This window comes from Mesorhizobium sp. BR115XR7A (assembly GCF_020165315.1).
Lineage (GTDB): Bacteria > Pseudomonadota > Alphaproteobacteria > Rhizobiales > Rhizobiaceae > Mesorhizobium > Mesorhizobium australicum.
This window is the reverse complement of the sequence record NZ_JAIUHW010000006.1, coordinates 25,798-50,622: the sequence shown is the minus strand read 5'-3', so window position 1 is coordinate 50,622 and position 24,825 is coordinate 25,798. Positions and strand designations below refer to the sequence as shown.

General features: G+C 62.4%; 28 protein-coding genes. 11 read left to right on the top strand and 17 right to left on the bottom strand.

Annotated elements, in window-relative coordinates:
* Positions 1-107 precede the first annotated feature (107 nt).
* A complete protein-coding gene (locus LB557_RS14325) occupies positions 108-953 on the bottom strand; it encodes a MurR/RpiR family transcriptional regulator (protein ID WP_015314557.1) in 846 nt (281 codons plus the stop codon).
* A 152-nt stretch (positions 954-1,105) separates the two neighbouring features.
* On the opposite strand from LB557_RS14325, the gene LB557_RS14320 reads away from it, so the two are divergent.
* Both LB557_RS14320 and LB557_RS14315 read left to right on the top strand, forming a co-directional pair.
* The gene (locus LB557_RS14320) at positions 1,106-2,215 is read left to right on the top strand and encodes a Gfo/Idh/MocA family protein (protein WP_224642959.1); all 1,110 of its coding nucleotides are present in this window, start codon (positions 1,106-1,108) and stop codon (positions 2,213-2,215) included.
* A gap of 212 nt (positions 2,216-2,427) precedes the next feature.
* Positions 2,428-3,897: a P-loop NTPase fold protein gene (locus tag LB557_RS14315; protein WP_224642958.1), complete on the top strand. Its 1,470-nt coding sequence runs from the start codon at positions 2,428-2,430 to the stop codon at positions 3,895-3,897.
* 145 nt (positions 3,898-4,042) lie between these two features.
* On the opposite strand, the gene LB557_RS14310 is transcribed toward LB557_RS14315, so the two are convergent.
* Entirely contained in the window at positions 4,043-4,744 is a 702-nt protein-coding gene (locus tag LB557_RS14310; RefSeq protein WP_224642957.1) for a helix-turn-helix transcriptional regulator, read from the bottom strand.
* Between the two features lie 129 nt (positions 4,745-4,873).
* Between LB557_RS14310 and LB557_RS14305 the strand changes: the two genes are divergently transcribed.
* Positions 4,874-5,509 (top strand): LysE family translocator, encoded by a 636-nt coding sequence (locus LB557_RS14305; protein ID WP_140615369.1) that lies wholly within the window; start codon positions 4,874-4,876, stop codon positions 5,507-5,509.
* A gap of 42 nt (positions 5,510-5,551) precedes the next feature.
* Here LB557_RS14305 and LB557_RS14300 read toward each other — a convergent pair whose 3' ends face one another.
* The 3 genes from LB557_RS14300 to LB557_RS14290 all read right to left on the bottom strand — a co-directional run bounded on the left by LB557_RS14300 (position 5,552) and on the right by LB557_RS14290 (position 7,618).
* The gene (locus LB557_RS14300) at positions 5,552-6,067 is read right to left on the bottom strand and encodes an SRPBCC family protein (protein ID WP_015314561.1); all 516 of its coding nucleotides are present in this window, start codon (positions 6,065-6,067) and stop codon (positions 5,552-5,554) included.
* Positions 6,045-6,410, bottom strand: coding sequence for an ArsR/SmtB family transcription factor (locus LB557_RS14295; RefSeq protein WP_224642956.1), 366 nt, complete (start codon positions 6,408-6,410; stop codon positions 6,045-6,047). The genes LB557_RS14300 and LB557_RS14295 overlap by 23 nt, the downstream gene beginning before the upstream one ends.
* 116 nt (positions 6,411-6,526) lie before the next feature.
* The gene (locus LB557_RS14290; RefSeq protein ID WP_140615373.1) at positions 6,527-7,618 is read right to left on the bottom strand and encodes a 3-deoxy-7-phosphoheptulonate synthase; all 1,092 of its coding nucleotides are present in this window, start codon (positions 7,616-7,618) and stop codon (positions 6,527-6,529) included.
* A 265-nt stretch (positions 7,619-7,883) separates the two neighbouring features.
* Here LB557_RS14290 and LB557_RS14285 point away from each other — a divergent pair, with 265 nt between their 5' ends.
* Together LB557_RS14285 and LB557_RS14280 are read left to right on the top strand one after the other, a co-directional pair.
* On the top strand, positions 7,884-8,129 hold the full coding sequence (locus tag LB557_RS14285) for a type II toxin-antitoxin system VapB family antitoxin (RefSeq protein WP_140615375.1): 246 nt from the start codon (positions 7,884-7,886) through the stop codon (positions 8,127-8,129).
* Complete coding sequence (locus LB557_RS14280) at positions 8,126-8,551, top strand: type II toxin-antitoxin system VapC family toxin (RefSeq protein WP_224713068.1); 426 nt, start codon at positions 8,126-8,128, stop codon at positions 8,549-8,551. The genes LB557_RS14285 and LB557_RS14280 overlap by 4 nt, the downstream gene beginning before the upstream one ends.
* Positions 8,552-8,586: 35 nt before the next feature.
* Here the strand turns inward: LB557_RS14280 and LB557_RS14275 are convergent, their stop codons facing one another.
* From LB557_RS14275 to LB557_RS14245, 7 genes are all read right to left on the bottom strand, one after another.
* Positions 8,587-9,381 carry an SDR family oxidoreductase gene (locus tag LB557_RS14275; RefSeq protein WP_224642954.1) on the bottom strand — a complete coding sequence of 265 codons (795 nt, stop codon included), beginning with the start codon at positions 9,379-9,381 and terminating at the stop codon, positions 8,587-8,589.
* 30 nt (positions 9,382-9,411) lie between these two features.
* A complete protein-coding gene (gene iolG / locus LB557_RS14270) occupies positions 9,412-10,407 on the bottom strand; it encodes an inositol 2-dehydrogenase (protein ID WP_140791873.1) in 996 nt (331 codons plus the stop codon).
* Positions 10,408-10,522: 115 nt separating this feature from the next.
* The gene (locus tag LB557_RS14265) at positions 10,523-11,290 is read right to left on the bottom strand and encodes an ATP-binding cassette domain-containing protein (RefSeq protein WP_023772158.1); all 768 of its coding nucleotides are present in this window, start codon (positions 11,288-11,290) and stop codon (positions 10,523-10,525) included.
* Between the two features lie 2 nt (positions 11,291-11,292).
* Positions 11,293-12,369 carry an ABC transporter permease gene (locus LB557_RS14260; RefSeq protein ID WP_224642953.1) on the bottom strand — a complete coding sequence of 359 codons (1,077 nt, stop codon included), beginning with the start codon at positions 12,367-12,369 and terminating at the stop codon, positions 11,293-11,295.
* Between the two features lie 108 nt (positions 12,370-12,477).
* Positions 12,478-13,419 (bottom strand): sugar ABC transporter substrate-binding protein, encoded by a 942-nt coding sequence (locus LB557_RS14255; protein WP_015314570.1) that lies wholly within the window; start codon positions 13,417-13,419, stop codon positions 12,478-12,480.
* Between the two features lie 334 nt (positions 13,420-13,753).
* Complete coding sequence (locus tag LB557_RS14250; protein WP_224622821.1) at positions 13,754-14,431, bottom strand: hypothetical protein; 678 nt, start codon at positions 14,429-14,431, stop codon at positions 13,754-13,756.
* Between the two features lie 191 nt (positions 14,432-14,622).
* Complete coding sequence (locus LB557_RS14245; RefSeq protein ID WP_140711836.1) at positions 14,623-15,654, bottom strand: LacI family DNA-binding transcriptional regulator; 1,032 nt, start codon at positions 15,652-15,654, stop codon at positions 14,623-14,625.
* 135 nt (positions 15,655-15,789) lie between these two features.
* On the opposite strand from LB557_RS14245, the gene LB557_RS14240 reads away from it, so the two are divergent.
* The 3 genes from LB557_RS14240 to LB557_RS14230 are packed head-to-tail and all read left to right on the top strand — an operon-like array spanning position 15,790 to position 18,458.
* The gene (locus LB557_RS14240) at positions 15,790-16,881 is read left to right on the top strand and encodes a fatty acid desaturase family protein (protein ID WP_224642952.1); all 1,092 of its coding nucleotides are present in this window, start codon (positions 15,790-15,792) and stop codon (positions 16,879-16,881) included.
* Between the two features lie 27 nt (positions 16,882-16,908).
* Complete coding sequence (locus tag LB557_RS14235; RefSeq protein ID WP_015314574.1) at positions 16,909-17,223, top strand: MocE family 2Fe-2S type ferredoxin; 315 nt, start codon at positions 16,909-16,911, stop codon at positions 17,221-17,223.
* Positions 17,224-17,228: 5 nt separating this feature from the next.
* Complete coding sequence (locus tag LB557_RS14230; protein ID WP_224642951.1) at positions 17,229-18,458, top strand: NAD(P)/FAD-dependent oxidoreductase; 1,230 nt, start codon at positions 17,229-17,231, stop codon at positions 18,456-18,458.
* Between the two features lie 232 nt (positions 18,459-18,690).
* Here LB557_RS14230 and LB557_RS14225 read toward each other — a convergent pair whose 3' ends face one another.
* From LB557_RS14225 to hslV, 5 genes are all read right to left on the bottom strand, one after another.
* A complete protein-coding gene (locus LB557_RS14225) occupies positions 18,691-19,650 on the bottom strand; it encodes a DUF1402 family protein (RefSeq protein WP_140660217.1) in 960 nt (319 codons plus the stop codon).
* 170 nt (positions 19,651-19,820) lie between these two features.
* Entirely contained in the window at positions 19,821-21,131 is a 1,311-nt protein-coding gene (gene hslU / locus LB557_RS14220; protein WP_015314577.1) for an ATP-dependent protease ATPase subunit HslU, read from the bottom strand.
* Between the two features lie 4 nt (positions 21,132-21,135).
* Positions 21,136-21,735 (bottom strand): DUF2585 domain-containing protein, encoded by a 600-nt coding sequence (locus LB557_RS14215; protein ID WP_224642950.1) that lies wholly within the window; start codon positions 21,733-21,735, stop codon positions 21,136-21,138.
* Between the two features lie 8 nt (positions 21,736-21,743).
* On the bottom strand, positions 21,744-22,259 hold the full coding sequence (locus tag LB557_RS14210; RefSeq protein ID WP_224642949.1) for a GNAT family N-acetyltransferase: 516 nt from the start codon (positions 22,257-22,259) through the stop codon (positions 21,744-21,746).
* Between the two features lie 47 nt (positions 22,260-22,306).
* On the bottom strand, positions 22,307-22,858 hold the full coding sequence (hslV, locus tag LB557_RS14205; protein WP_015314580.1) for an ATP-dependent protease subunit HslV: 552 nt from the start codon (positions 22,856-22,858) through the stop codon (positions 22,307-22,309).
* Positions 22,859-23,091: 233 nt separating this feature from the next.
* On the opposite strand from hslV, the gene hisB reads away from it, so the two are divergent.
* The 3 genes from hisB to hisH are packed head-to-tail and all read left to right on the top strand — an operon-like array spanning position 23,092 to position 24,824.
* Positions 23,092-23,691 (top strand): imidazoleglycerol-phosphate dehydratase HisB, encoded by a 600-nt coding sequence (hisB, locus tag LB557_RS14200; RefSeq protein ID WP_140660220.1) that lies wholly within the window; start codon positions 23,092-23,094, stop codon positions 23,689-23,691.
* Between the two features lie 4 nt (positions 23,692-23,695).
* On the top strand, positions 23,696-24,172 hold the full coding sequence (locus tag LB557_RS14195; RefSeq protein WP_224642948.1) for a DUF2628 domain-containing protein: 477 nt from the start codon (positions 23,696-23,698) through the stop codon (positions 24,170-24,172).
* Position 24,173: 1 nt separating this feature from the next.
* Entirely contained in the window at positions 24,174-24,824 is a 651-nt protein-coding gene (gene hisH, locus LB557_RS14190; protein ID WP_015314583.1) for an imidazole glycerol phosphate synthase subunit HisH, read from the top strand.
* The last annotated feature ends 1 nt before the right edge of the window (position 24,825 follow it).

Here is a 24,825-nt window from a genome sequence, read left to right as displayed (position 1 = left end):
CGCGCGAGCGGCTGCGTGGCGCCGGCAATATGAAATAATAATTCCAATCCATAGTCAATATGGAATGAGCATTCCCTAGGCTAAAATTGCCTGGAAGGGACGCCTGATCAAGCCTTGCGCTTACGGCTCGCGTCGCGCCGCTTCTCGCCGACGCCGACGGTCAGCGCCATGGCCAGCGCCATTGTCGCCGACAGCGAGCGGAAGCCGGCGAAATCCGCCTCGGCAACCTCGAACCAGACCCTGGCGAACTGGGCGAGCGGCGAGAACGAGCTGTCGGTGATGGCGACGATCGGCACGCCCTGCTCGGAAATGGCGCGCGCCTCCTCGATCGTGGCCGGCGCGTAGGGCGAGAAGCTGATGGCGATGACGGCGTCCGCCGGTGTGGCGAAGCCGACCATCTCGGCATTCAGGCCGGCGGCCGATTCGATCAACTGGTTGCGGATCTTCAGCTTGCCGAGCGCATAGGCGATGTAGGAAGCCACTGGATAGGAGCGTCGCTTTGCCAAGACATAGATGGTCTGCGCCTTCGCCAGCAGTGAAATCGCGTCTTCCAGATGCGCATCGTCCAGCGTGCGGGAAATGTCGTTGAGCGAGGTGCTGGCGGCGGCGATGAAGCCGTCGAAGATCGCCCGGTGGCCGGCACCGCCCTCGGCCTTGGCGCGCAGCGCCTGCAGCCGCTCGTCATAGGAAGAGTTGCGCTCGCGCAGACGTTCCCGGAACACCTGCTGCAGGCTGGTAAAACCGTCGAAGCCGAGTTGCTGGGCAAAGCGGATCAGGGTCGAGGGCTGCACGCCGGCCGAAGCGGCGATGCTGGCGGCGGTACCAAAGGCGATGTCGTCGGGATTGTCGAGCGCGTAGGCGGCGATCTGGGCGATGCGCTTGGGCAGGCTCTCGCGCCGGTCCAGAATCGTGGCACGCAGCGTCTCGAAGTCGCGAGGTACCTGTTCGTCCATCGTCCCTCTGCCCAAGCCTGTCTGGACACCCTCTCTGCCCCATCATAGCGAGCCTGCGCAAGAACGCCATAAAAAATGAGGCAGACATTCCATTCCTGAAAAAAATGGACTAATTCATCCACTCAGCTTCTATGGCAGCGGAGGAACGAAAAATGGTCGGCGTCGGTCTTATCGGCACGGGTTTCATGGGCAAATGCCACGCCATCGCGTGGAGCGCCGTCGGGGCCGTCTTCCCCGATGCGGCCAAGCCACGGCTCGTCCATCTCGGCGAGGTCAATGAGGAGCTCGCCAGGCGCAAGGCAGGCGAGTTCGGCTTCGCCAAGGCCACCAGCGACTGGCGCGCCGTCGTCGACGACCCGGAGGTCGATATCGTGTCGCTGACAACCCCCAATCAGTTCCATCCGGAAATGGCCATCGCTGTCCTCGAAGCCGGCAAGCATCTGTGGTGCGAAAAACCGATGGCACCGAGCTTTGCCGAAGCCGAGGCGATGGCGGCCGCGGCGAAGAAATCAGGCAGGGTCGCCGCGCTTGGCTACAACTACATCCAGAGCCCGGCCATCCGCCACATCGGCGCGCTGCTCGACGAGAAGATCATCGGCGAGGTCAACCATCTGCGCATCGAAATGGACGAGGATTTCATGGCCGATCCCGAGGCGCTGTTCTTCTGGAAGCACGAGGCGACTTCCGGCTATGGCGCGCTCGACGATTTCGCCGTGCATCCGCTGTCGCTGGTCTCGGCGCTGTTCGGCCGCGTCGGCAGCGTCATTTGCGACATGGCCAAACCCTATGCCGACCGCAAGCTGGCTTCAGGCGGCCGGCGCGCGGTGGAGACCTACGACATCGCCAGCGTGCTTATGCATCTGGAAAACGGCATTGCCGGCACGCTGCAGGTCAACCGCTCGGCCTGGGGCCGCAAGGGCCGCATCGCCATCCAGATCTTCGGGTCCAAGGGATCGATCCTGTTCGACCAGGAACGGATGAACGAATTCCAGCTCTACCTGACGTCCGACCGACCCACCGAACAGGGCTACCGCACCATTCTGGTGGCGCCGCAGCACAGGCCCTATGACCTCTTCGTGCCGGCGCCCGGCCACAGCCTCGGCTTCAACGACCTCAAGATCATAGAATGCCATGAATTGCTGACACGGCTTGCCGGCAAGCCGGCCCGGCTCATCGAGTTCGCCGAAGGACTGGAGATCGAGCGCACCGTGCACGCCATGGCGCGCTCCTTCGAGGAGAAGCGCTGGGTGGATGTGAGGTAACGATCGCTTCTCATGTTAGGAGCAGCGCGAGCAAGGGAAACCGTATTCCTTCCCTGTTCCATTCCAATGAGTGGGACATACGTTCCCCGTCCTAGCCAACTCCGGGCATTTGCGGTGGCGATGCCTTCAGTCATGCAAAGCTCCCTGCATAGGAGGGGCTGACGAGGCTGTTGACTCAGCCTATGCTCCCGGGTCGGCATGGGGAATAGTTTATGAACGCAGTAAAGCAAGAAGCCGATGAGGTCTGGAAAGACGACAAGATCGGTAGAAAAAATGACGCGCGCTTTATCATCGATTTTTTGGTCCAGAGTGTCGGTCTGCGAAAAAGGCTTGGCAAAACCGCCTCTTACGTTTTGAACATTGATAGTGAATGGGGAAGCGGAAAGAGTTTCTTCGTTTCAAGACTTGCTCGTCAGTTGCGGATAGAAGGCTATCTGGTTGCTGAAGTGAACTCCTGGAGAGATGACCATTCAGAAGATCCATTGGTTGCCATCATGGCCGAGATCGACAAGGTCATGAAGCCGCACACGGCCAAGAAGGCCATCGTTAAGAAGGTCTGGAATGATGTAAAATCAAATGGGGCACAGATAGCTGGCCGTACGTTGGTCGCCTTGGGTAAGTCGGCAATCCGCCGCTACACAAATTCGACGATTGATGACCTTTTGCACGGCGAGGATGCAGGCCATGTGGTACCGGCCGAAAATTCGAAGTCGGACGTTGGAGTTCTTGATGACGCAATAGTTGCCGCCGGCAAGGAGATTGAAGCGCTTACTGACAAGACCGCTGACGCATTGATCGCCGAATTTGCAAAAGCTAGCCAATCGATTCAGTCATTCCGCTCGAATATGGGCGAGCTAACCTCAAAACTACCTGAGATTGGGCTAAGATGTCCACTTTTCGTGATCATTGATGAGTTAGATAGGTGTCGGCCATCTTACGCTGTCGCCATGCTCGAGCGTGTGAAGCATCTATTTGAAGCAAATGAGGTCGTCTTCGTTTTCTCGACTGACACAGGCCAGCTACAGCACGCAATCCGGGGCGCTTATGGCGGTGATTTTGATGGGCGCGGCTACTTAAGCCGGTTCTTCGATCGTCGCTACAGCTTCGCCGAACCGCGACTGGGGGAGTTTGTCGCAAGCAAGCTAGACCTAATCGACCTTACGAAACTTTCCAGCCCAGCGCAAAGCGGTCTTCTTGAGCCAAAAGACATATTAAAAAATGTTATCACGAATGGCTTTGCAGCCCAAAACCCAATCCCCCTTCGGGCAATTGAGCAGATTATGGATATAATGGGGTCCACCACAGCCGCATGGAGGTATCCGGAAAAAATAGACCTTCCATCCCTGCTGATCCTGGCATCATGCTATCATCGAAAACAGAATTTCGATTACTCTGCCTTCGTAACCACAATGGCGTCGTGGAATGCCGATGCGGTATGGGCTCAAACTAGGGAGTCCATAAACGTGGTACAGATAGCCCTTACCGTTATGAGCCGGGCACAAAATATTCGGACAGCGCTACTGGATACGCCTCAATCTGCAGCAGATTCGTATGTCGACTCAGTTTTTGCAGAGGAATATAAGAGGCGTAGCAAGGCCGGCGGGTCAGCTCCAGCGAGCGTGCAGGCGGAACTTCAGGGGCTCATCAGGAACGCCGGTCGAATTACTAGAGGGAGGACTTAGCGTGACGGCATATATCCTGTGATCTGCGCCGCTTCGCTCCCTGCGACGGGATCGACGTTTCGGCCAATCCGGAACGGGTGCAATCCCCCCTTGCAAGCACGGCTCGTGATAAGAATTTCTGCGCCAGTTACTTTTGCGAGCTTCTTTAGGCGCGGGTAATCGCGGCCGGCGTGTCCCATCTATTGACCCAGATCTGCCGCAAACGATCGCCTTCGCCCTTGAAGCGCAGTCCGGTCGGCCGGCAATTCTCGATGCGGTCGCTGCGGAAATTGCGGATCGCCTGGCGCAGCTCGCACCAGGCGACGATGTTGGCGGTCTCGGCGTAATAGATCAGAGCGATCGGGCGGATGAGGCGCTCGGAAGCGCGGCCGAGCTCGTCGCGGTAGGAGAGCTCTAGCTTCTCCTCGTCGCGTATGGCGCGGCGCACCAGCGCCAGATCGATCGCGCCTGCGGAGGGCGCGGCGAAGCCCCAGGCGTGCAACGCATTGGCGTCGAGCGTCTGGCGCAAGGGCGGCGGCACCGCGCCGGCGATCTTGGCGCCGACGCGCTTGGCCGCCTGCTTGAGCTCGTCGTCGCCCGTGCGCTCCAGCAGCGCCAGCGACAGGACGATCGCCTCCATTTCCTCGATCGAAAACATCAGCGGCGGCAAGTCGAAGCCGGGGCGCAGGATGTAGCCGATGCCACGCCCGCCCTCGATCGGCACGCGCATCGCCTGCAGCGCCGCGATGTCGCGATAGATCGAGCGGATCGTCACTTCCAGTTGCCCGGCGATCATTGCCGCCGTCACCGGCTGCCGCGCCAGCCGCAGGATCTGGATGATCTCGAACAGGCGCGAGGCCTTGCGCATTTTTCTGACCTGGTACCGATCACAACTGACACACCATCGTCAGTTGGGCCTGCCTATAGGACTGCCTATCGTTTTGAAAATCAACAGGTTCCGCCGAGGCTGGGCCGAGCGGGACAACAGGCAACTGACATGGGCTATGCTGAAAATCTCTGGCTGTTCTTTATCCTCCTGTTCGGCATCATCGCCGTTCCAGGCATGGACATGCTGTTCGTGCTTGCCAATGCGTTGACCGGCGGCCGCGACAGGGGTCTTGCCGCGACCGGCGGCATCATGGTCGGCGGCATGGTGCACACGCTGAACGGCGCCATCGGCGTCGGCCTGCTGGTGCATTTCTTGCCGATCCTGTTCAAGCCGCTGCTGCTTGCGGGCGCCGCCTACATGGCCTTCATCGGCATCACGCTGATGCGCAGCTCCATCACCGTCGGCAACGAGGGCCCCGCCGGCAGCCGCTCGGCATGGAAGGCGTTTCGCCAGGGCTTGGTGACCTGCCTGATCAACCCGAAGGCCTACCTCTTCGTACTCGCCGTCTATCCGCAGTTCCTGAAACCGGACTACGGCCCGATCTGGATGCAGGCGACGATCATGGGCCTGCTGACCGTGCTGACGCAGGCCGCGGTCTATGGCGGGCTCGCAATATCGGCCGGCCGCAGCCGCAAGCTTCTGATCGCCAATCCACGGGTGACCATCCTTGCCGGCCGGGCGGCCGGGCTGCTGCTCTTCGCGGTCTCCGTGTTCACCGCATGGGAAGGGCTGAGGGCGGCGTAGTCTCGGGCTGAACCGAACCGCCGCCTTCTGGCGCCTGCCGGATCAGGCGGCGCCGTGCCGCAGCGTGGCGAGAAGCTCGTCCAACTGCCCGAACGTCTCGGCCATCGCATCCGCCGCCCCGGTACCGGCGGCGTCGAGGGCCTCCTTCGAGGGATAGACCTCGTGCATGACCAGCAGCGTCTTGCCGCCTTTTTCCTCGAAGGTCACTGTGGTCACGGGTCCACCGTCACCACCTTCGTCATTGGTCCAGACGAGGCGCGAGGGCGGTGTCACTTCGAGATACCTGCCGAAGAACTCGGCGGGGTGCGAGTCATCATGCCCGAACACCAAGCGGTACCCGCCTCCCACACGAACATCCATCTCACAGGAACGCAGGAACATGCCCATCGATTTCGGCGTCCACCACTGCTTGAACAGCTCGGGCTTTGTCCAGGCCTCGAACACGATGCGGGCCGGCGCGTCGAAGGTTCGCGTGACGACCAGCTCGCGGTCGGACTTCCGTTCCACCGTCGTGCGGTTCTGCATGGGGGTGGGCTCATTCGCTCTTGTTTCGTCCATCGGCTTCCTCCTTCCGTTTCATTTCCTCGACAACCTTGTCCAGCTCGTCGAAGCGTGCGGCCCAGAGTTGGCGGTATCTCTCGATCCATGCCGTCTCCTCCTCCAGGCGGCGCAGGCCGAGCTTGCAGGTCCGCACGCGCCCGACCTTCCGCGTCGTGACGAGGCCTGCCTGCTCCAGAACGCCGACATGCTTCTTCATACCCGTGAGGGTCATATGGAATTTCTGGGCCAAGTCCGTGATCGAGGCATCCGCACGGCCGAGCTGCTCCAGAACGCCGCGTCGGGTGGCGTCCGAAAGCGCGGCGAACGAGGCATCCAGGGGGGCAGGAGAATACTGAACCATTTGGTTCAGTATGTAACACGCGGATCGGTGACATGCAAGGAGGTGAGCGCTGCGGGGCCTAAGAGCGGCGTGGCCCTGGACTGAAAGTGGAAGCGCCGCCCTTATGCTCCCCCAGATCAGGCGGCGCCCTGCCGGCTGTCCAGTATGGCGCGGCGCGCCGAGCGGCGCCATTCGACAGCACCCGCGAGACCGTGCAGCACCGTCTCCGTGGTCGCCCAGTCGATGCAGCCATCGGTGATGCTCTGGCCGTAGACCAGTGGCTTGCCGGGCACGACATCCTGCCGGCCGGCGACGAGATTGCTCTCGATCATGACGCCGATGATGCGCTCGTCGCCAGCCGCCACTTGGCTCGCGACATCGGCCGCGACCTTGGGCTGGTTCTCCGGCTTCTTGGCTGAGTTGGCATGGCTGACGTCGATCATCAGACGGGGGGCGATACCGATGCGGACGAGTTCGACCGATGCGGCTTCGACGCTTGCCGCATCGTAGTTGGGCTGAACGCCACCACGCAGGATGACATGGCAATCCTCATTGCCGGTGGTCGCCGCGATGGCGCTGCGTCCGCCCTTGGTCACCGCCATGAAATGATGCGGCTGGGCGGCCGACTTCACCGCCTCGCCGGCGATCCTGAGATTGCCGTCGGTGCCGTTCTTGAAGCCGACCGGGCAGGAGAGACCCGAGGCCAGCTCGCGATGGATCTGGCTCTCGGTCGTGCGCGCGCCAATGGCGCCCCAGGCGACGAGGTCGGCGATGTATTGCGGCGTCGTCATGTCGAGGAATTCGGTCGCCGCCGGCAGGCCGAGATTGTTGACGGCGGAAAGCACGTTGCGTGCCATCCGCAACCCCTTGTCGATGTTGAAGCTGCCGTCGAGGTCGGGATCGTTGATCAGGCCTTTCCAGCCGACCGTGGTGCGCGGCTTCTCGAAATAGACGCGCATGACGATCTCGAGCCGGTCGGACAGAGCCTCGCGCAGCGCCGCCAGACGGCTGGCATAATCAACGGCCGCGACCGGATCGTGGATGGAACAAGGGCCCACGATGACAACAAGCCGATCGTCGGCCCCGGTGAGGATGGAGTGAATGGCGTTGCGCGAGGCGGCAACGGTGCGTGTCGCCGTGAGTGAGCGCGGTATCTCGCGCATCACCTCGTCCGGCGTGCTCAGCAGTCTCAGTTCCTTGACCCGGAGGTCGTCTGTGGTGGTCAACACGGCTTTCTGCTCCTGTTTGGGAACCTGCCGGCTGAAACAAAAAAGCCGCCAGGTCTGGCGGCTGTTCGGATCTTGTTGCTGCAATCTTCAGATCGAGCGCAATCCTCCCGCCGCCAGCGAGCTCCTAAAGTACCAATACGTGGCGGTCAGGTTGATCATGCGTGGGCTATAGCTGAACTCGCATTGAATGTCACGCACCTGATGGCGGTCTTGTTTGAATATGTAAGAGGGTATATGTTGGATATTCCAATAAGGATATGCTCCAATGCCGCTTTATGTGAAGGACCGGGAAGTCGACCGGCTGGTACTTGAGGTGCAGCGCCTCACAAAGGCGCCGAGCAAAGCCGAGGCGGTTCGCCGGGCCCTGACGCATGAAATTGAGCGCGCCCGCAGTGTCCAAACTGTATCGGAACGCTTGGCGGAGGCAGTCAGAATGGCTGGCGAAATCGGAGCGGATAATCCTGACTTCGATATGAGAGCCTATTCGGACGAGCTTTCAGGGGGGCTATGAGCTTGTTCATTGACGCTTCGGCGGTCGTCGCTCTGTTGCGTCCGGAGCTCACGGCAGGAGAACTCGCCGCCCGGATGGACGCCCATGGCGGGCCTTTCTTCATTTCGGCGATCGTTCGTTTCGAGACCGCAATGGCCTTGGCGCGTTCAAAGACCCCCCTGCCTTCACCCATCCAACCGGCGGCAGTCTCAAAGGCGAATGCGGCCGTGGACCGTTTCGTGCAGGATTTGGGAATCGGCGAGGTCCTCATTTCAGCCGAAGTCGGGCGGCTCGCCATCGAAGCCGCACGCAGTTACGGCAAGGGTGTCGATTCGCCGGCGCAGCTCAATATGGGCGATTGCTTTTCCTACGCCTGTTGCAAGGCATATAATTTGGCTTTGCTCTACACCGGTCAGGATTTCACAAAGACAGACATAGGATAGGTTCAAGGTGCGCCACGCAGATCGCTCGCATGAACCTACTCCGGCGACGACCCGGCGATGCTCTGGTCGTAGTCGACCAGCGATCCGGTCATGACGCCCGATTGCGGGCTGACCATGTAGCTGATCAGCCGCGCGAGCTGGTCCGGCTTGACCAACTGGCCCATCGGCTGCGCGGCTTCGGCCTTCGCCAGCCAGTCGTCGGGCGCATCGTGCCATTTCTTCTGCACGACGTCCTCGCCCTCGGTGTCCATCCAGCCGGGCAGCACGGCGTTGCAGCGGATGCGGTTGAAGCGATAAGCGTTGGCGACGTTCTTGGTCAGCGTCATCAGCGCGCCCTTGCTGGTCGAATAGGGCGTCAGGAAAGACTGCCCGGTATGCGCCGACATCGACAGCACGTTGACGATCGATCCGGGCGCCTTTTTCTCCAAGAGATGCGCCACCACGCCCTGCATCAGAAAAAACGGGCCGCGCACATTGGTGTCGAAGATCTGGTCGAACAGCTCTTCTGAGGTCTCGACCAGCGAGCCGCGCGCCGAGGTGGCGGCGGCGTTGACCAGGGCGTTGATCGTACCGAAATGCGAGAGCGCGGTGGCGACCGCGCGCTTGCAGTCGGCAACCTTGGAGACATCGGCGCTGATGAAGATGGCGTCGACGCCTGATTTCCTGAAATGAGCGACAGCCTTGTCGCCCTTCTCCTGCGAGCGGCCGATGAGCGCCAGCGCCCGGCAGCCTTCGTCGGCCAGCGCTTCGGCGACCGCGAATCCTATGCCTTGCGCACCGCCGGTGACGATGGCGCGTGTGTTCGAATTGCGATCGGCGGATGCGCTCATCGCTCTGCTCCTGTGCGTTGGGTCCGGTTCTTACTTGTCGAGACGAATGGTCTTGCCCGTGGTCGCCGACTTCAGCGCCGCATCGGCCAGCTTCAGCGCCACGAGGCCATCAGCGCCGCTCGGCGCCGCCTTCTTGCCGGATGTTGCCGCAGCGATGAAGGCGGCGATCTCGAGGGCATAGGCGTCGAGGTAGCGGGTCATGAAGAAGTCGTGCAGCGGCGGGCGCGTGTAGCCCTTCTCGTTGGCGAGCTCGATCGACACCGGCCGCTGGTTCTCGGCCGCCACCATGCCCTTCGAGCCGTGCACCTCGATGCGCTGGTCGTAGCCATAGGTGGCGCGGCGCGAATTGGAGATGACTGCCTGCTTGCCCGAAGCCGTTTCGAGGATGACGCTGACCGAGTCGAAATCGCCGGCTTCGCCGATTTTCTTGTCGACCAGCACCGAGGCGTGCGCGCTGACCGCGACAGGCTCCTCGCCGAGCAGGAAGCGCGCCATGTCGAAATCATGGATGGTCATGTCGCGGAAAATGCCGCCCGAGCGCTTGATATAATCGAGCGGCGGAGCGCCGGGGTCGCGCGAGGTGATGGTGACCATCTCGACGGTGCCGATGGCTCCGTCGTCGATCGCCTTGCGCACGGCGGCGAAATGCGGGTCGAAACGCCTGTTGAAGCCGACCATCAGGGTCGCCTTGGCCTTGTCGACAACGGCCAGGCACTGCTCGACCCGCTTGACGTCGAGGTCGATCGGCTTCTCGCAGAAGATCGCCTTGCCGGCCTTGGCGAAGCGCTCGATCAGATCGGCATGGGTGTCGGTCGGCGTGCAGATGACGACCGCGTCGATGTCCTTGGACTTCTCGATTTCGTCGATGCTGCGCACCTCGGCGCCATAGGCAACAGCCAATTCGCTCGCCGCCTTCTCGAAGGCATCGGCCACGGCGACCAGTTTTGCCTGGGGGTTGGAACCCACGGCGCGGGCGTGGACCTTGCCGATGCGGCCGGCACCAAGGAGGGCGAAGCGAACAGTCATGGGTATTTTCCTCTGGGGATGGTTCGAAGCGGGGCGCCGGTCATGGGCGCTGAATGATTTTCCGGTCAAGACAAATCGACGGGAAGGCGATGACCATCGCCTCCGAGCCCGGCCCTTAGGCCGCGAGTTCCGCCTCGCCGGTCTTGGCGCCGGTGATATAGGATACGATGTCCTGCCCGTCGGTATTTTCCTTGCGCAGATTGGCGACGATGCGGCCGCGCCGGAACACCACGATGCGGTCGCAAAGGTCGAACACCTGGCGCATGTTGTGGCTGATCAGGATCAGCGGCTCGCCATTGTCCTTCAGCGTGCGGATGATGTTTTCGACCTGCGCCGTCTCCTGCACGCCGAGGGCCGCCGTGGGCTCGTCCATGATGATCAGCTTGGAGGCAAAGGTCGCCGTCCTGGCGATCGCCACGCACTGCCGCTGGCCGCCCGACATATGGCGGATGGTGTTGGAGAGATTGGGGATCTTGACCGCGGTGCGGACCAGCGCCGCCTCGGTTGCCTTGCGCATGTATTTGCGGTCGAGGATCGAGAACGGTCCGAGATTGAACAACACTTTTTCGCGGCCGAGGAACAGGTTCGACGGCACGTCGAGGTCGTCGGCCAGCGCCAGGTTCTGGAACACCGTCTCGATGCCTGCCTCGCGGGCCTCGATCGGTCCGGCGAAATTCACTTCCTTGCCATCGAACCAGACCTGGCCGCTGGTCCGCTGCTCGACGGCGGTGATCTGGCGCACGAAGGTCGACTTGCCGGCGCCGTTGTCACCCATGATGGCGACATGCTCGCCCTTGCGCAGCTCGAAATTGGCGCCTTCGAGCGCATGCACGCCGCCATAGCGCTTGGTCAGGTTTTCGGTCTTCAGGACGATGTCTGACACGATCAAGCCCTCAATGCCCGCATGCGTTGACGCCACTGGTCGAGAACGACCGCGCCGACGATGATCACGCCCTTCACCATCTCCTGATAGTAGGCGTCGAGGCGCAGGAAGGTGAAGCCGGAGATGATGACGCCGAAGATCAGCGCGCCGATCACCGTGCCGATGATGGAGCCGCGGCCGCCCGACAGCGAGACCCCGCCGATGACCGCCATGGCGATGGCATCGAGTTCGTACATGACGCCCATGCCGGCCTGGGCGGTGAGGTTCTTGGAGGAGAGCACGACGGCGGCGAGTGCTGCAAGAATGCCGGCGATGACATAGACGAGGATCTTGTGGTTGGCGATCTTGATGCCAGACATGCGCGCTGCGTCCTCATTGGAGCCGATCGCGTAGCAGTGCTTGCCGTATCTGGTGTAGGTCATGATCAGCTGGAACAGCACGGCCAGCGACAGGAAGATGATGACGGGCATCAAGCCCTTGCCGATACCAGCGAAACTGTCCGTCGGGAACGAGATCGGCTGGCCCTTGGACCACCATTTGGCGATGCCCCGCGCGGTCACCATCATGCCGAGCGTGGCGATGAAGGGCGGGATGCGCGTGTAGGCGATCAGCGAGCCGTTGACGAGGCCGGCGAGCAGGCCGCAGCCGATCGCCACCAGCACCGGGACGATCACGGGCAGGTCGGTCCAGCCTTGGGCCAGAAACATCGCCTTGGGGTTGGGATTGCCGTTGACGGTCGCGACCTGGGCAAAGCTCATGGCGATCATGGCCGTCGCGCCGACGATCGAGCCGGAGGACAGGTCGATGCCACCCGTAATGATCACCTGCGTGACGCCAATGGCGATGATGCCGACGATCGACACCTGCAGAATGATGATCTGCAGGCGCGCCTCGTTGAAGAGGCCGGAGACGTCGCTGCGGGTGTTGAACAGGAAGCTGTCGCCGAGAAAGACCCGGCCGATCAGTTCGAAGATGACGACGAGGATGACGAGCGCCAGGAAGACGTTGAATTCGGCCGGCCATGTGCGCTTCCTGGCGTCATAGCTGACCCCGCCGACGCCGTGAGATGTCTGTGCCAATTCTTCTATCCTCCGTCAGCCGCGGTCGTTCCCCGAGCACCTTCGGGCGCCGAGGGAAGCGGAGCGGCGCTGTCGCTGCGCGAGAGCGCCGCTCCGTATGTCCGCGGCTCAGTTCTTCTTCAGGAACTTGTCGATGTTGGCCGGCGTGACCAGCTGAAACGGGACATAGACCTTGTGCTCGACCTTCTCGCCCTTGGCGAGCTTCAGCGCGGCATCCAGCGCCCCCGCGCCCTGGCCGGCGGCGTCCTGGAAGACGGTGGCATCAAGGTCGCCCGCCTGCATGGCGGCAAGCGCGTCCTGGGTGGCGTCGACGCCGCCGACGACAACCGACTTCATGTCGATGTTGGCGGCCTTCATCGCCTGGATGGCGCCGATGGCGCTTTCGTCATTGTTGGCGATGACGCCGTCGAACTTCTTGCCGGTCGACAGCCAGTTGGTCATCAGGTTCTGCGCCTGGTCGCGATCCCAGTTCGAGGTCTGCTTGTCGATGATCTTGATGAAGCTGCAGTCCGGTGTGGCGATGACATCGTCGATGTCCTTGGTGCGCTGCACGGCGGCCTGGTTGGAAAGCTCGCCCATGATCACATAGACATTGGCTTCCTTCTTGCCGGCTTCCTTGAACAGGCGGCAGACTTCCTTGGTTTCGAGCGTGCCGGAATCGGCCTCGTTCGAGGCGACGAAGGCCTGGTTGTCTGGCAGCGTGTCGACATTGACCGGCTGGCGGTTGACATAGACCAGCGGGATCTTGGCCGCGGCCGCCGCATCCGACATCGCCTGCGTGGCCGAGGTGTCGACCGGGTTGACGATGATGGCGTCGACGCCCGAAGCGGCGAAGTTCTTGATCTGGTCGAGTTGCTTGGCGACGTCGTTCTGCGCGTCCTCGACCTGCAACTCGACGCCGCTCATGCCCTTGGCCTGCTCGATCATGCCGTTGCGCAGCACGGTGAGGAAATTGTCGTCGAACTTGGCCATCGACACGCCGATCTTGGCGGCCATGGCCGATGAACTCATCAGCGCCGCGAAGGCGACGCCCAAAAGCAGTTTCTTCATTGTATTTCTCCTCCACTTTTGGTGTCCGGTTGCACCGATCTCTCCGGAATCCCCGTTCTGCCTGGGGAATCTCTCCCGATTACCGTCTCTCTCCCCGGGTTGCGCCTGCCGTTTGCTGGAACGCCAAGGCCTCTTGATGAAACAGATGTTCCGGAACGAAAGAACCAAAATACGTGACTGGTGAAATATTTATTCCATTTGCTCGGGAGGCGTCAAGGGAGATTCCAGAACCGGATGTGCGATTTTGGCGGACACGGGAATGCGGTGCGGAGCCGACGGCGTCTGCGCGCCGGGTCCATTCCTTGGATGCCGTCGGCGGGCGATGGCATGGCGTTCAGAAATGCCAGATGTCTCTCTGCAACAAGAGGTCGAGCGGCGCTCTCCAGACCCTGCACGACGCCGCCTGCTTCACCTGCCGTTCGACACTGAGCTTGCCGTTGAGATCGAAGAAAGCTCCAATTCGCCTTCGGGCATGGAGCTTCTTTCCCCTGGTACTGTAGTTGCGGATCGGCAGCCAGTGGCGGCTGATCGTTCGCCCATCCTGGGATAGCGCGACGCCGGTACAGAATTGTTCCGGGGTGTGCAAATGCACGATTTCACTGACTTTCTCGCTGGCCGCGTATGCTCGCTCCAGCGCCGGAATGTTGTGATGATGAACGCCAAGGACGCCGCTCGCCCACATCGTTTCATCTCCGATCAGGATGCGGCCTCCAATGGAGAGCCCCTCGCCTTCGAGCGAGCGATAGGGAGCCTTTGGGCGCCCTTCGCACCGCCACATTATCGAGGACAAGGCTGAAATTCGGTTGAAACAGCGCGATATGTCGCCGGTCGGATACATGTCCGCATCCATGAAGAACAGGCGCTCGCAACGTTGAAGCAGATCGATGATGCCGGCGGCCTTGATGCCAAATCTGTATCGATTGCCGAAGGACATCTCGGTCTGTCTCTGGGCCGTGAGCTCGATCGCTTCGATGGGATAGCCGTCGAAAATGGAGGGTCGGTCGGTCAGCACCGTGATCCTGGCACCCGGGCAATAGTGAAGCAAGCGAAGCGCGCTGAAGAGCGCGCCACGCGCATAGAGCTCGTCGCTCCCAAAAGCGATATACCCAAACCCATCCCCGTCCATTGGGTATGTATATATTAGCGATCGGTAATGCGTCAATTTGGATGCAGGTCGGGCGCTATGCTTTAGGCCAAAGCTCGCTAGATGTTCTCGGGCAGGTAGATGTCGAACGGCAGGAAGGTCTGGCCGGGTGCGTTGGCCGCGCCCGTCTCGATGGCATGCGCCATGAGGCCGAGCAGTTCGCGGCACAAAGCAGCCAGCGGCGTGGAGATCACCATGGTCAGCACCCCGTCCGCCAGGGCGGACCGCGAGACCGCCGATATCTCGTTGCAGACGACCGCCGGCATCTCGGCGGGCCTGGCCTGCCGCAGCGCCGCGACCGCGCCTTCCATGCCGCCGCCCGCGACGTAGCAGCCGACGAGGTCCGGGTGGCGGCCGAGCAGGTCGAGCAGCGTGTCCTGCGTGATTTGGTTGGCCTCGAGATTGACCAGCGTTTCCAGCAAGGTGAAGTCCGGCGCCTGCTCGCGGAAGAAGGAGCGGAAGCCGATCTCGCGCAGTTCATGGCCGTGGAAGCGGTGGCTGCCGACGAAGAGCGCGACCTTGCCCGGCCGCTTCGCCGCCTTGGAGATCATCCAGGCCGCGGTGCGGCCGACCTTGCGGTTGTCAAGGCCGACATAGCCCTCGCGAATGCCGGCCGCGAAGTCGGACAGCAGGGAAAAGACCGGCAATCCCTTGGCCTTCATCTCCTCGACGGTGACCGTCAGCGCCGGGTGATCGGGCCCGACCAGGGCGACCGCCCTGCATTTAGCCGCCAGCTTGCGCGTGCGCTCGACGATTTCATCCGGCGTCAGCGAACTGGCGAAGTCGATGATGGCGACGCCGCGGAAGCGCTGCGATTGCGACAGCGCGAGTTCGAGCTGCCGCGCGAACTCCGTGTAGAAGACGTCGTTGCCTCTCAAAAGCAGGAAGCCCAGCCGGTATTCCGGCAGCTCGTGGCGCATCCTCTGCTTGATCAGGCCGGCGGCATGATAGCCGATCTCGGTCGCGGTCTCGTAGACGCGGCGCGCCGTTTCCTCGCGCACCGGCAAGCGATTGTTGAGCACGCGGTCCACCGTGGCGACACTGACGCCGGAGACGCGCGCCAGATCAGTGATGGTCGGCCGTTTCGCCATGATCGTCCCCGCTCGATTGCCTGATATCGATACCTTACTTTGATAGGAAATGATAGAAACTATCTTTGTGATGTTGAGTCTATCATGGCGCGGCGTTATTTCTGGGTATCGAGCCCGTTGCCTTGGGAGGCAATCATGACCGCAGCGCCGTCCCGGCGTGACTACAGCCTGATCGGCCGCGACGCCCGGCTTGCCGTCGAGAACGGCCTGTCGGCCGCCGAGTGGTATCACACCGACATTCCCCGCAAGCAGATGAAGGAACTGATGCAGCGCTCCGATGGCCCGGCGATCCGCGACACCGCGATCTGGCTGACCGCCCTCATCGTCAGCGGCGCCGGCGGTGCCTGGTTCTGGGGCAGCTGGTGGTGCGTGCCGTTCTTCTTCGTCTATGGCGTGCTCTACGGCTCGTCGACCGATTCACGCTGGCACGAATGCGGCCACGGAACCGCGTTCCGCACACAGTGGATGAATGACGCGGTCTATCAGATCGCCTGTTTCATGATCACGCGCAACCCGGTGACCTGGCGCTGGAGCCACACGCGCCATCACACCGACACCATCATCGTCGGCCGCGATCCCGAGATCTCGGTGATGCGGCCGCCGGACCTGGCGCGCCTCGTCCTCGGTTTTGTCGGCGTGCTCGACGCCTGGCACGCGATGTCGGACATGCTGCGCAACGCCGCAGGCAACATCAGCGCTGCGGAAAAAACCTTCATTCCCGAACAGGAGCAGCCCAAGGCGATCCATATTGCCCGCATCTGGACGGCGATCTATGCAGCGACTATCGCGCTGGCACTCTATACCGGCTCGTTCCTGCCCTTGATGCTGGTCGGCCTGCCCCGGCTCTACGGCGCCTGGCATCATGTGATGGTCGGCCTGCTGCAGCATGGCGGCCTTGCCGACAACGTCACCGATCATCGGCTGAACAGCCGTACCGTCTACATGAACCCGATCAGCCGCTTCATCTACTGGAACATGAATTACCATGTCGAGCATCACATGTTCCCGATGGTGCCCTACCATGCGCTGCCCAGGCTGCACGCGCTGATCAAGCACGATTTGCCGGCGCCGACGCCCTCGATCCTGGCCGGTTACCGCGAGATGATCCCGGCCTTCCGCCGCCAGCTGCGCAACGAGGATTATTTCCTCAAGCGCGAGCTGCCGCCGACCGCCAGGCCGTACCGCGAGGAATTCCACAACGACATCGTCGCCGCGGCGGCGGAATGACATCCGACAACTCCAGGGGAGGACTGAATGAGCGATTGGGTCGAGGCCTGTGCCGCCGGTGACATCGACGAAGAAGATGTGATGCGCTTCGATCATGGCGGGCGTACCTTCGCCATCTATCGCAGCCCTGACGACGATTATTTCGCCACCGACGGACTTTGCACGCATGAGAAGGTGCATCTCGCCGACGGGCTGGTGATGGACGACATCATCGAATGCCCCAAGCACAATGGCCGCTTCAACTACAAGACGGGCGCGGCCAGGGGCGCGCCGGTCTGCGTCAACCTAAGGACCTATCCGGTCAAGGTCGACGCCGGCAAAGTGCTGGTTCAGATCGGGTAAAGGGCATGACGCCGGGAATGGTGATCATCGGGGCCGGCGAATGCGGCGGACGGGCAGCACTGACGCTGCGCGATCTCGGCTATGACGGGCCGGTGACGCTGGTCGGCGACGAGCCGCATCTGCCCTATGAGAGGCCACCTCTGTCCAAGGAGGCGATGGCCAGCGACGCGCCTGCAATCAAGGCGATCGCCAGCGACGAAATCCTGGCGGGAAAAGCGATCCGGCATATCCATTCCGTTCAGGCGATCGCGATCGATCGCGCGGCGCACACGGTGCGCCTGTCCGACGGCTCGGTGCTGCCCTACGACAAGCTGCTGCTGGCCACTGGCTCGACCCCACGCAAGCTGCCGATGCCTGGCCTTGGCGGGCGCTGCGTCTATCTCAGGACCTTCGCCGATGCGCTGGCCATCCGCGCTCATCTCAGCGCCGGCAATCGCATCGCCGTCATCGGCGGCGGCTTCATCGGCCTCGAGCTTGCCGCGGCGGCGCGCAAGCTCGGCACAGATGTCACCGTCATCGAGGCGCAGTCGCGCATCCTGATGCGCGGCGTTCCGGCCGAGATCGCCGAAATCACCCATGACGCGCATGTCGCCGAGGGTGTCGACGTGATCTGCGGGGAAGGCATCTCCGCCGTCGCCGACGACGGCAAGGAGGTGCGGGTGACGCTCGCCGGCGGCCGGGAGATCATTGCCGACCTCGCCGTGATCGGCATCGGCGCCGTGCCGGTGACCGGACTGGCGGCGGGGGCCGGCCTGGCCATCGAAAACGGCATCGCGGTCGACGCAGAACTGCGCAGCAGCGATCCCGACATCTTCGCCGCCGGCGACTGCTGCTCGTTCCCGCTTGCCATCTATGGCGGCCGTCGCGTGCGGCTGGAAGCCTGGCGCAACGCGCAGGAACAGGGCGCACTGGCGGCCAGGAACATGCTGGGCGCCGGCGAGCCGCATGCCGCTGTGCCGTGGTTCTGGTCGGATCAGTATGGCCTGTCCCTGCAGATCGCGGGATTGTCCGACGAAGGCCGTAGCACCGTGCGCCGCGATCTCGGTGACGGCGCCTTCATCCTCTTTCATCTCGCCGAGGACGGCAGGCTGGTGGCGGCCAGCGGCATCGGCCCGGGCAATGCGGTGGCGCGCGACATCAGGCTGGCCGAAATGCTGATCGCGAAGCGGGCAAAACCGTCGGCGGACGCGCTGGGATCGCCTGAAGTCAAGCTGAAGGCGTTGCTGGCGGCATAGGGGTCGTGCACCTTGTGGATGTCGGCGCCGCCCCTCATCTGCCTGCCGGCATCTTCTCCCCGTAGAACGGGGAGAAGGGGGCTATGGCAACCTCGCCGCAATTCATGCACCGATTGGCGAAATCATTGATGACAGCGTCTTTCTCCCCGTCACTACACGGGGAGAAATGTCCGGCAGGACAATGAGGGGCGGCGCGGCTTTGGCAAATCAACGTCAGCGCGCCGGGTCCGCCCTAAAACAGCGCCTTCAGCTCCGGCAATTTGTCGTTGACCAGCCAGCCGTAATAATTCTCTTCCGGCAGCTTCTCCGGCTCGCCGGTGGCGCGGCGTTTTTCGTTTTCCGCCTTCAGCGCATAGGCGCGCTGTTCCGGATTGCCGACATTGTAGAGCGTGGCGGTCAGGCCCGGATTGCCCGAAATGTCGAAGCCGGCGATGCTCTTATAGGCGTCGATCGACTTCCTGATCGTCGCGGCGACGTAAGGAAGCGTCAGGTCCGGATCCATGATGGTCTTGTAGACCGAATTGGGATCGGAGACGTCGAGCTTCGGCAAGCCCGACACCTTGTGCACGAGATCGCTCATCTGCAGGGCGGTCAGCGGGTTGAGCTGGCCGAGGCCGAAGGTCTGGCCGGCATAATAGGGCTGGAAGAAGGTGGCGCCGAACCGGTTGTCGGGGAAATCCTCGCCGCCGACGGTCTTGCCGCGAAACGAGCGGTTCCAAACCTGTTCACGGCATTCCCACAGATCGTAGCTGTCCGAAATCGCGGCGCACTTCCTGAATTCCGGCCGCTGCACGAAATCGGTGATGTCCTCGCCATCATAGGCGAAGGAGAGCTTGCTCGAGAGGTAGGAGATCGCCTTGACATAATAGGTCTGCAGCCGGTCATAGGCGTCGACATTGTAGGTGTGCTCGCCGACGATGGCGCCGACGATGTGCATCGGGTCGATGCCATAGGCGCTTGCCGCCTTCTTGATCTTGCCGCGCAGGTCGGGGTCGTTCTGCAACAGCGCGTAGACTTTGCGATACTTCGCCTGGAAGCTGGTGTTGGTCGCCTGGGTGCGGCGGCTGGAGGCGCCGGGAATGTCGGGCTGCTCGGCATTGCGGTTTCCCGGCGGCACCAGTGTCGCCGCGTCGGCGGCGAACAGCGTCGCCGCCAGCGTCAAGCCGAGAATGACCAGGATGAGTTTTTTCATGCGCCGCCGCCTAGAGAATTGCCGCGCAAACTAGGTAAAGCACCTGGTCGAGTCGAGAGCGCCTCTTCATCCGGCGAGACGAAAGGTGGCCAGATGGTACCATCTGGCCACACATGGCTCCTGCCGGAGTTTTTACTCGATGCCGCGCCGGACCGCTCCGGCGTCTTCGTTCAGAGGATGAACCGCGACAGATCGGTGTTTCTGGAGAGGTCTCCGACATGCTTCTGCACATAAGCAGCATCGATGGTGACGGCCGTGCCGTTGCGGTCGGGCGCATCATAGGAGATCTCGTCCAGCACCCGCTCCATCACCGTCTGCAGCCGCCGCGCGCCGATATTCTCGATGCTGGCGTTGAGGTCGACGGCGACGCCGGCCAGCGAATCGATGGCGTCGTCGGTGAAGGTCAGCTCGACGCCTTCGGTTTTCATCAGCGCGATGTACTGCTTGATCAGGCTGGCCTCCGTCTCGGTCAGGATGCGGACGAAATCGTCCTTCTCCAGTGCACGCAGTTCGACGCGGATCGGCAGGCGGCCCTGCAATTCCGGCAACAGGTCCGACGGCTTCGAGACGTGAAACGCGCCCGAGGCGATGAACAGGATATGGTCCGTCTTCAACGGCCCGTATTTGGTCGCCACCGTGGTGCCCTCGACCAGCGGCAGCAGGTCGCGCTGCACGCCTTCGCGCGACGGGCCGCCCGAAATGTCCGACCTGGCGGCAATCTTGTCGATCTCGTCGAGGAAGACGATGCCGTCATTTTCCGCTGCGTCCAGAGCCCGGCGCACCACCTCGTCCTGGTCGAGCAACTTGTCGGACTCGTCGCTGACCAGCAGGTCGTAGGATTCCTTCACCGTCGTCTTGCGCAGCTTGGTCTTCTTGCCGCCCATTGCCTTCGACAGCATGTCGTTGATGTTGAGCACGCCGATATTGGCGCCCGGCATGCCGGGAATTTCGAAGCCGGGCATGCCGCCATTGCCGGTGTCGGCCACCTCGATTTCGATTTCCTTGTCGTCGAGTTCGCCGTCGCGCAGCTTCTTGCGGAAACTATCGCGCGTCGCCGGGCTCGCCGTCTTGCCGACCAGCGCTTCCAGCACCCGTTCCTCGGCGTTGACATGGGCGCGTGCCTTCACGTCCTCGCGCATCTTTTCGCGCACCAGCCCGATGGCGATTTCGACCAGGTCACGGATGATCTGCTCGACGTCGCGGCCGACATAGCCGACTTCGGTGAACTTGGTCGCCTCGACCTTGACGAACGGCGCGCCGGCCAGCCGGGCCAGGCGGCGCGAGATCTCGGTCTTGCCGACGCCGGTCGGGCCGATCATCAGGATGTTCTTCGGCATCACCTCTTCGCGCATCTGGCCTTCGAGCTGCTGGCGGCGCCAGCGGTTGCGCAAGGCAATGGCCACGGCGCGCTTGGCGTCCTTCTGGCCGATGATGAAGCGGTCGAGTTCCGAAACGATTTCGCGGGGAGAAAATGTGCTCATATCACTAAATTCCACTTTGCCACTGCTTGATGGCCTCGAACGGATGCAGCAGCATGATCACGTTGAGTGTAAGATTGTCCCGGATAAGGTAGCCGGTACCCAGTTCGAAGAGGATGGCGAGGCTAACGATCACCCATATAGGTAGCCTTCGCGCCATCACAAATCCCAGCACCATGGCCAGTGTGTCGGACACCGAATTGATGATCGAGTCGCCGTAATAATCGAGCGAAATGGTGCCGGCGCGGTAGCGCTCGATGATGAACGGGCTGTTTTCGAGGATTTCCCAGCCGCCCTCGACGAGGACGGCGAATGCCAGCCGCAAGCCGATCGGCGAGCGCGGGAACAGGAACCGGGCCAGCGCATAGAACAGGAAGCCGTGGATGATGTGCGAGAAGGTGTACCAGTCCGAAATGTGCTGGGAATTCTCCGAACTGTTCACCACGCCATGCCACAGCTTGACATAGCCGCAGGTGCAGATCGGCGGATGGCCCATCAGATAGAGCGTGAGAGCCTGGGCGGCGAGCAGGCCGGCGACGATCAGCAACCCCATCCGCCAGCTGTCCTCGTAGGCCGAAAGGCCCTTGTCCTCGCTGGATATGACCATGCCCTGGATTACCCCTCTTGCGCGTCTTCGGCATCGATCGCCATCAGCACGACGTCGCCATAGATCGACTGCCTGCGATCAATGGCCCGGAAACCCGCCTTTTCATAGGCGCGGATGGCCCTGAGATTGGCGGGGTCGGGATCGATGATGACACGGGGCACGCCTTCCTCGAACAGGTCTTCGACGAACTGACGCACGATGGCCGAGCCATGGCCGATGCTGATCAGTTCCGGCCGGCCGATCGAGACATCGATGCCCAGCGTGCCGAACGGCTGATCGGCATAGGGATGGCCGTCTTCCATATGCGGGTCATAGCTCTGCAGATAGGCGATCGGCTTTCCGTCGAGCTCAACGATCAGCGGCTCGACGGAAATCGAGTCTATGTGATCGGCAATCTCCGCGATTTCCGTCTCAGGATCATCCCACCATTCTGCAACATGCGGCTCGGCGAGCCAGCCGGCGATCATCGGCAGGTCCTTTTTGGTCACCGGCCGAAAATCGTAGCTACTTTCTTGTTTGACCATGATCTTTTCCGAAAACCGGTTCCCACCTTGCGGGGTCATGGTCTGGTTCAGGCGGCATCGAGCGTTTCGACGACGAAATTGTTGTTGGTGTAGACGCAGATATCGGACGCGATCTGCATCGCCCTGCGGGCGATCTCCTCGGCATCCTTGTCCGTATCCATCAGCGCGCGCGCCGCGGCCAGCGCATAATTGCCGCCCGAACCGATGGCCATGACGCCATGTTCTGGTTCCAGCACATCGCCATTGCCGGTCAGCGCCAGCGAGACCGACTTGTCGGCGACCAGCATCATCGCCTCCAGCCGGCGCAGATAGCGGTCGGTGCGCCAGTCCTTGGCGAGCTCGACGCAGGCGCGCGTCAGTTGGTCGGGATATTGTTCGAGCTTGGCTTCGAGGCGTTCCAGCAGCGTGAAGGCGTCGGCGGTGGCGCCCGCGAAACCGGCAATCACATTGCCGCCCTTGCCGATGCGGCGCACCTTGCGGGCATTGCCCTTCATGATGGTCTGGCCCAGGCTGACCTGGCCGTCGCCGGCGATCACCACCTTGTTGCCCTTGCGCACCGTCACGATGGTCGTGGCGTGCATGGTCAATTCATTGGACATTTCTTGGCTCCGATTCGCACCATCCCTTCAAAAGGCGATTTGGCGCGGTACGAGTGACTTTGATCGGCCATATGTATGCACGGGGCCAATGATTGCAAACCGCTCGATAGCGGCCGGGATCGCAACTGGCAATCGCCGGATCATGCTGCTAGAAGGCTCTCGTTTTCAAGCCAGCGAGCGCTTGAGGCCCGTGAACCGGTCACGATCTGAACCACTGGCACAAGGATAGAGTGATGGCGCCTCGTTCCGCCGATGCAAGCCGCAAGACTGGGGAAACCGACATCTCGGTGTCGATCCATGTCGACGGCTTTGGCAAATCGGACATCGCCACCGGCGTCGGCTTCTTCGACCATATGCTGGACCAGCTTTCCCGCCATTCCCTGATCGACATGACCGTCAGAGCAACGGGCGACCTGCATATAGACGACCACCACACGGTCGAGGACACCGGCATCGCGCTCGGGCAGGCCTTGACCAAGGCGTTGGGCGAGCGGCGCGGCATCATGCGCTACGCCTCGATCGACCTTGCCATGGACGAGACGCTGACGCGCGCGGCGATCGACGTGTCGGGCCGCCCCTTCCTGGTCTGGAACGTGTCGTTCTCGTCGCCCAAGATCGGCACCTTCGACACCGAACTGGTGCGCGAATTCTTCCAGGCGCTGGCGCAGAACGCCGGCATCACGCTGCATGTCACCAACCATTATGGCGCCAACAACCATCATATCGCCGAGACCTGCTTCAAGGCGGTGGCGCGCGCGCTGCGCGCCGCGCTCGAGCGCGATCCGCGCCAGCCTGACGCGGTTCCCTCCACCAAGGGTTCTTTGAAGGGATAGCCTCATGACCGCCTATGTCGTGATGGAGCCACCTGGCCGCAGCGAGAACGTCGACACGACGACCTTAGTCCGCGACGGCTTCACCTGGCTCGGCCTGCTTGTGCCGCCGCTGTGGCTTGCCTGGCACCGGCTGTGGGTCGAAGCGGCGCTCGCCTTTGTCGTCATGGGCGTGCTGTCGATGCTTGGCGAGAGACTTGGGCTCGGTGTGGCCGGCTCGCTTTTGTCGCTGCTCGTCTCGCTCTATGTCGGACTGGAAGGACAGGGCTTGCGCATCGCGGCACTGCGCCGCCGCGGTTGGCATGAGTGGGGCGTCGTCGAGGCCGGCTGGCTCGCCGACGCCGACATGCGCTATGCCCTTGAGGTCGAAGGGCTTTCGGATGAAGCGGCACCCGCGCCGCGCATCGTCCCAGATGCCGCTTTGGCGCGCCCGGCACAGCCAGGCATGGCGCTGGGGCTGACCCACATTCCGGGACGGCGCTGAGATGCGGGTTGCGATCATCGATTACGGTTCGGGCAATCTGCGCTCGGCCACCAAGGCCTTCGAGCGCGCCGCGCGCGAGGCCGGCATCGCGGCCGAGATCGACCTGACGGCCGATGCCGACCGGGTGCGCACCGCGGACCGCATCGTCCTGCCCGGCGTCGGCGCTTACGCCGATTGCGCGGCCGGCCTGCGTGCCGTGGACGGCATGTGGGAGGCGGTCGAGGACGTCGCCATCGCCAAGGGCCGGCCTTTCCTGGGAATTTGCGTCGGCATGCAGCTGATGTCCGAGCGCGGCCTCGAAAAGACCGTCACCAACGGGTTCGGCTGGATATCGGGCGACGTCAAGGAGATCACGCCTTCCGATCCGGCGCTGAAGATCCCGCAGATCGGCTGGAACACGATCGAATTGAGGCATAAGCACCCATTGTTCTCCGGCATTCCGACCGGCGCGGCGGGACTGCATGCCTATTTCGTCCACTCCTACCATCTCGACGCAAAAAAACCGGACGAGATCCTCGCGGTCGCCGACTATGGGGGCCCGGTGACGGCCACGGTCGCCCGTGACAATCTCGCTGGCACGCAGTTCCATCCTGAGAAGAGCCAGGCGCTGGGCCTGGCGCTGATCACCAATTTCCTGCGCTGGAGGCCCTGAA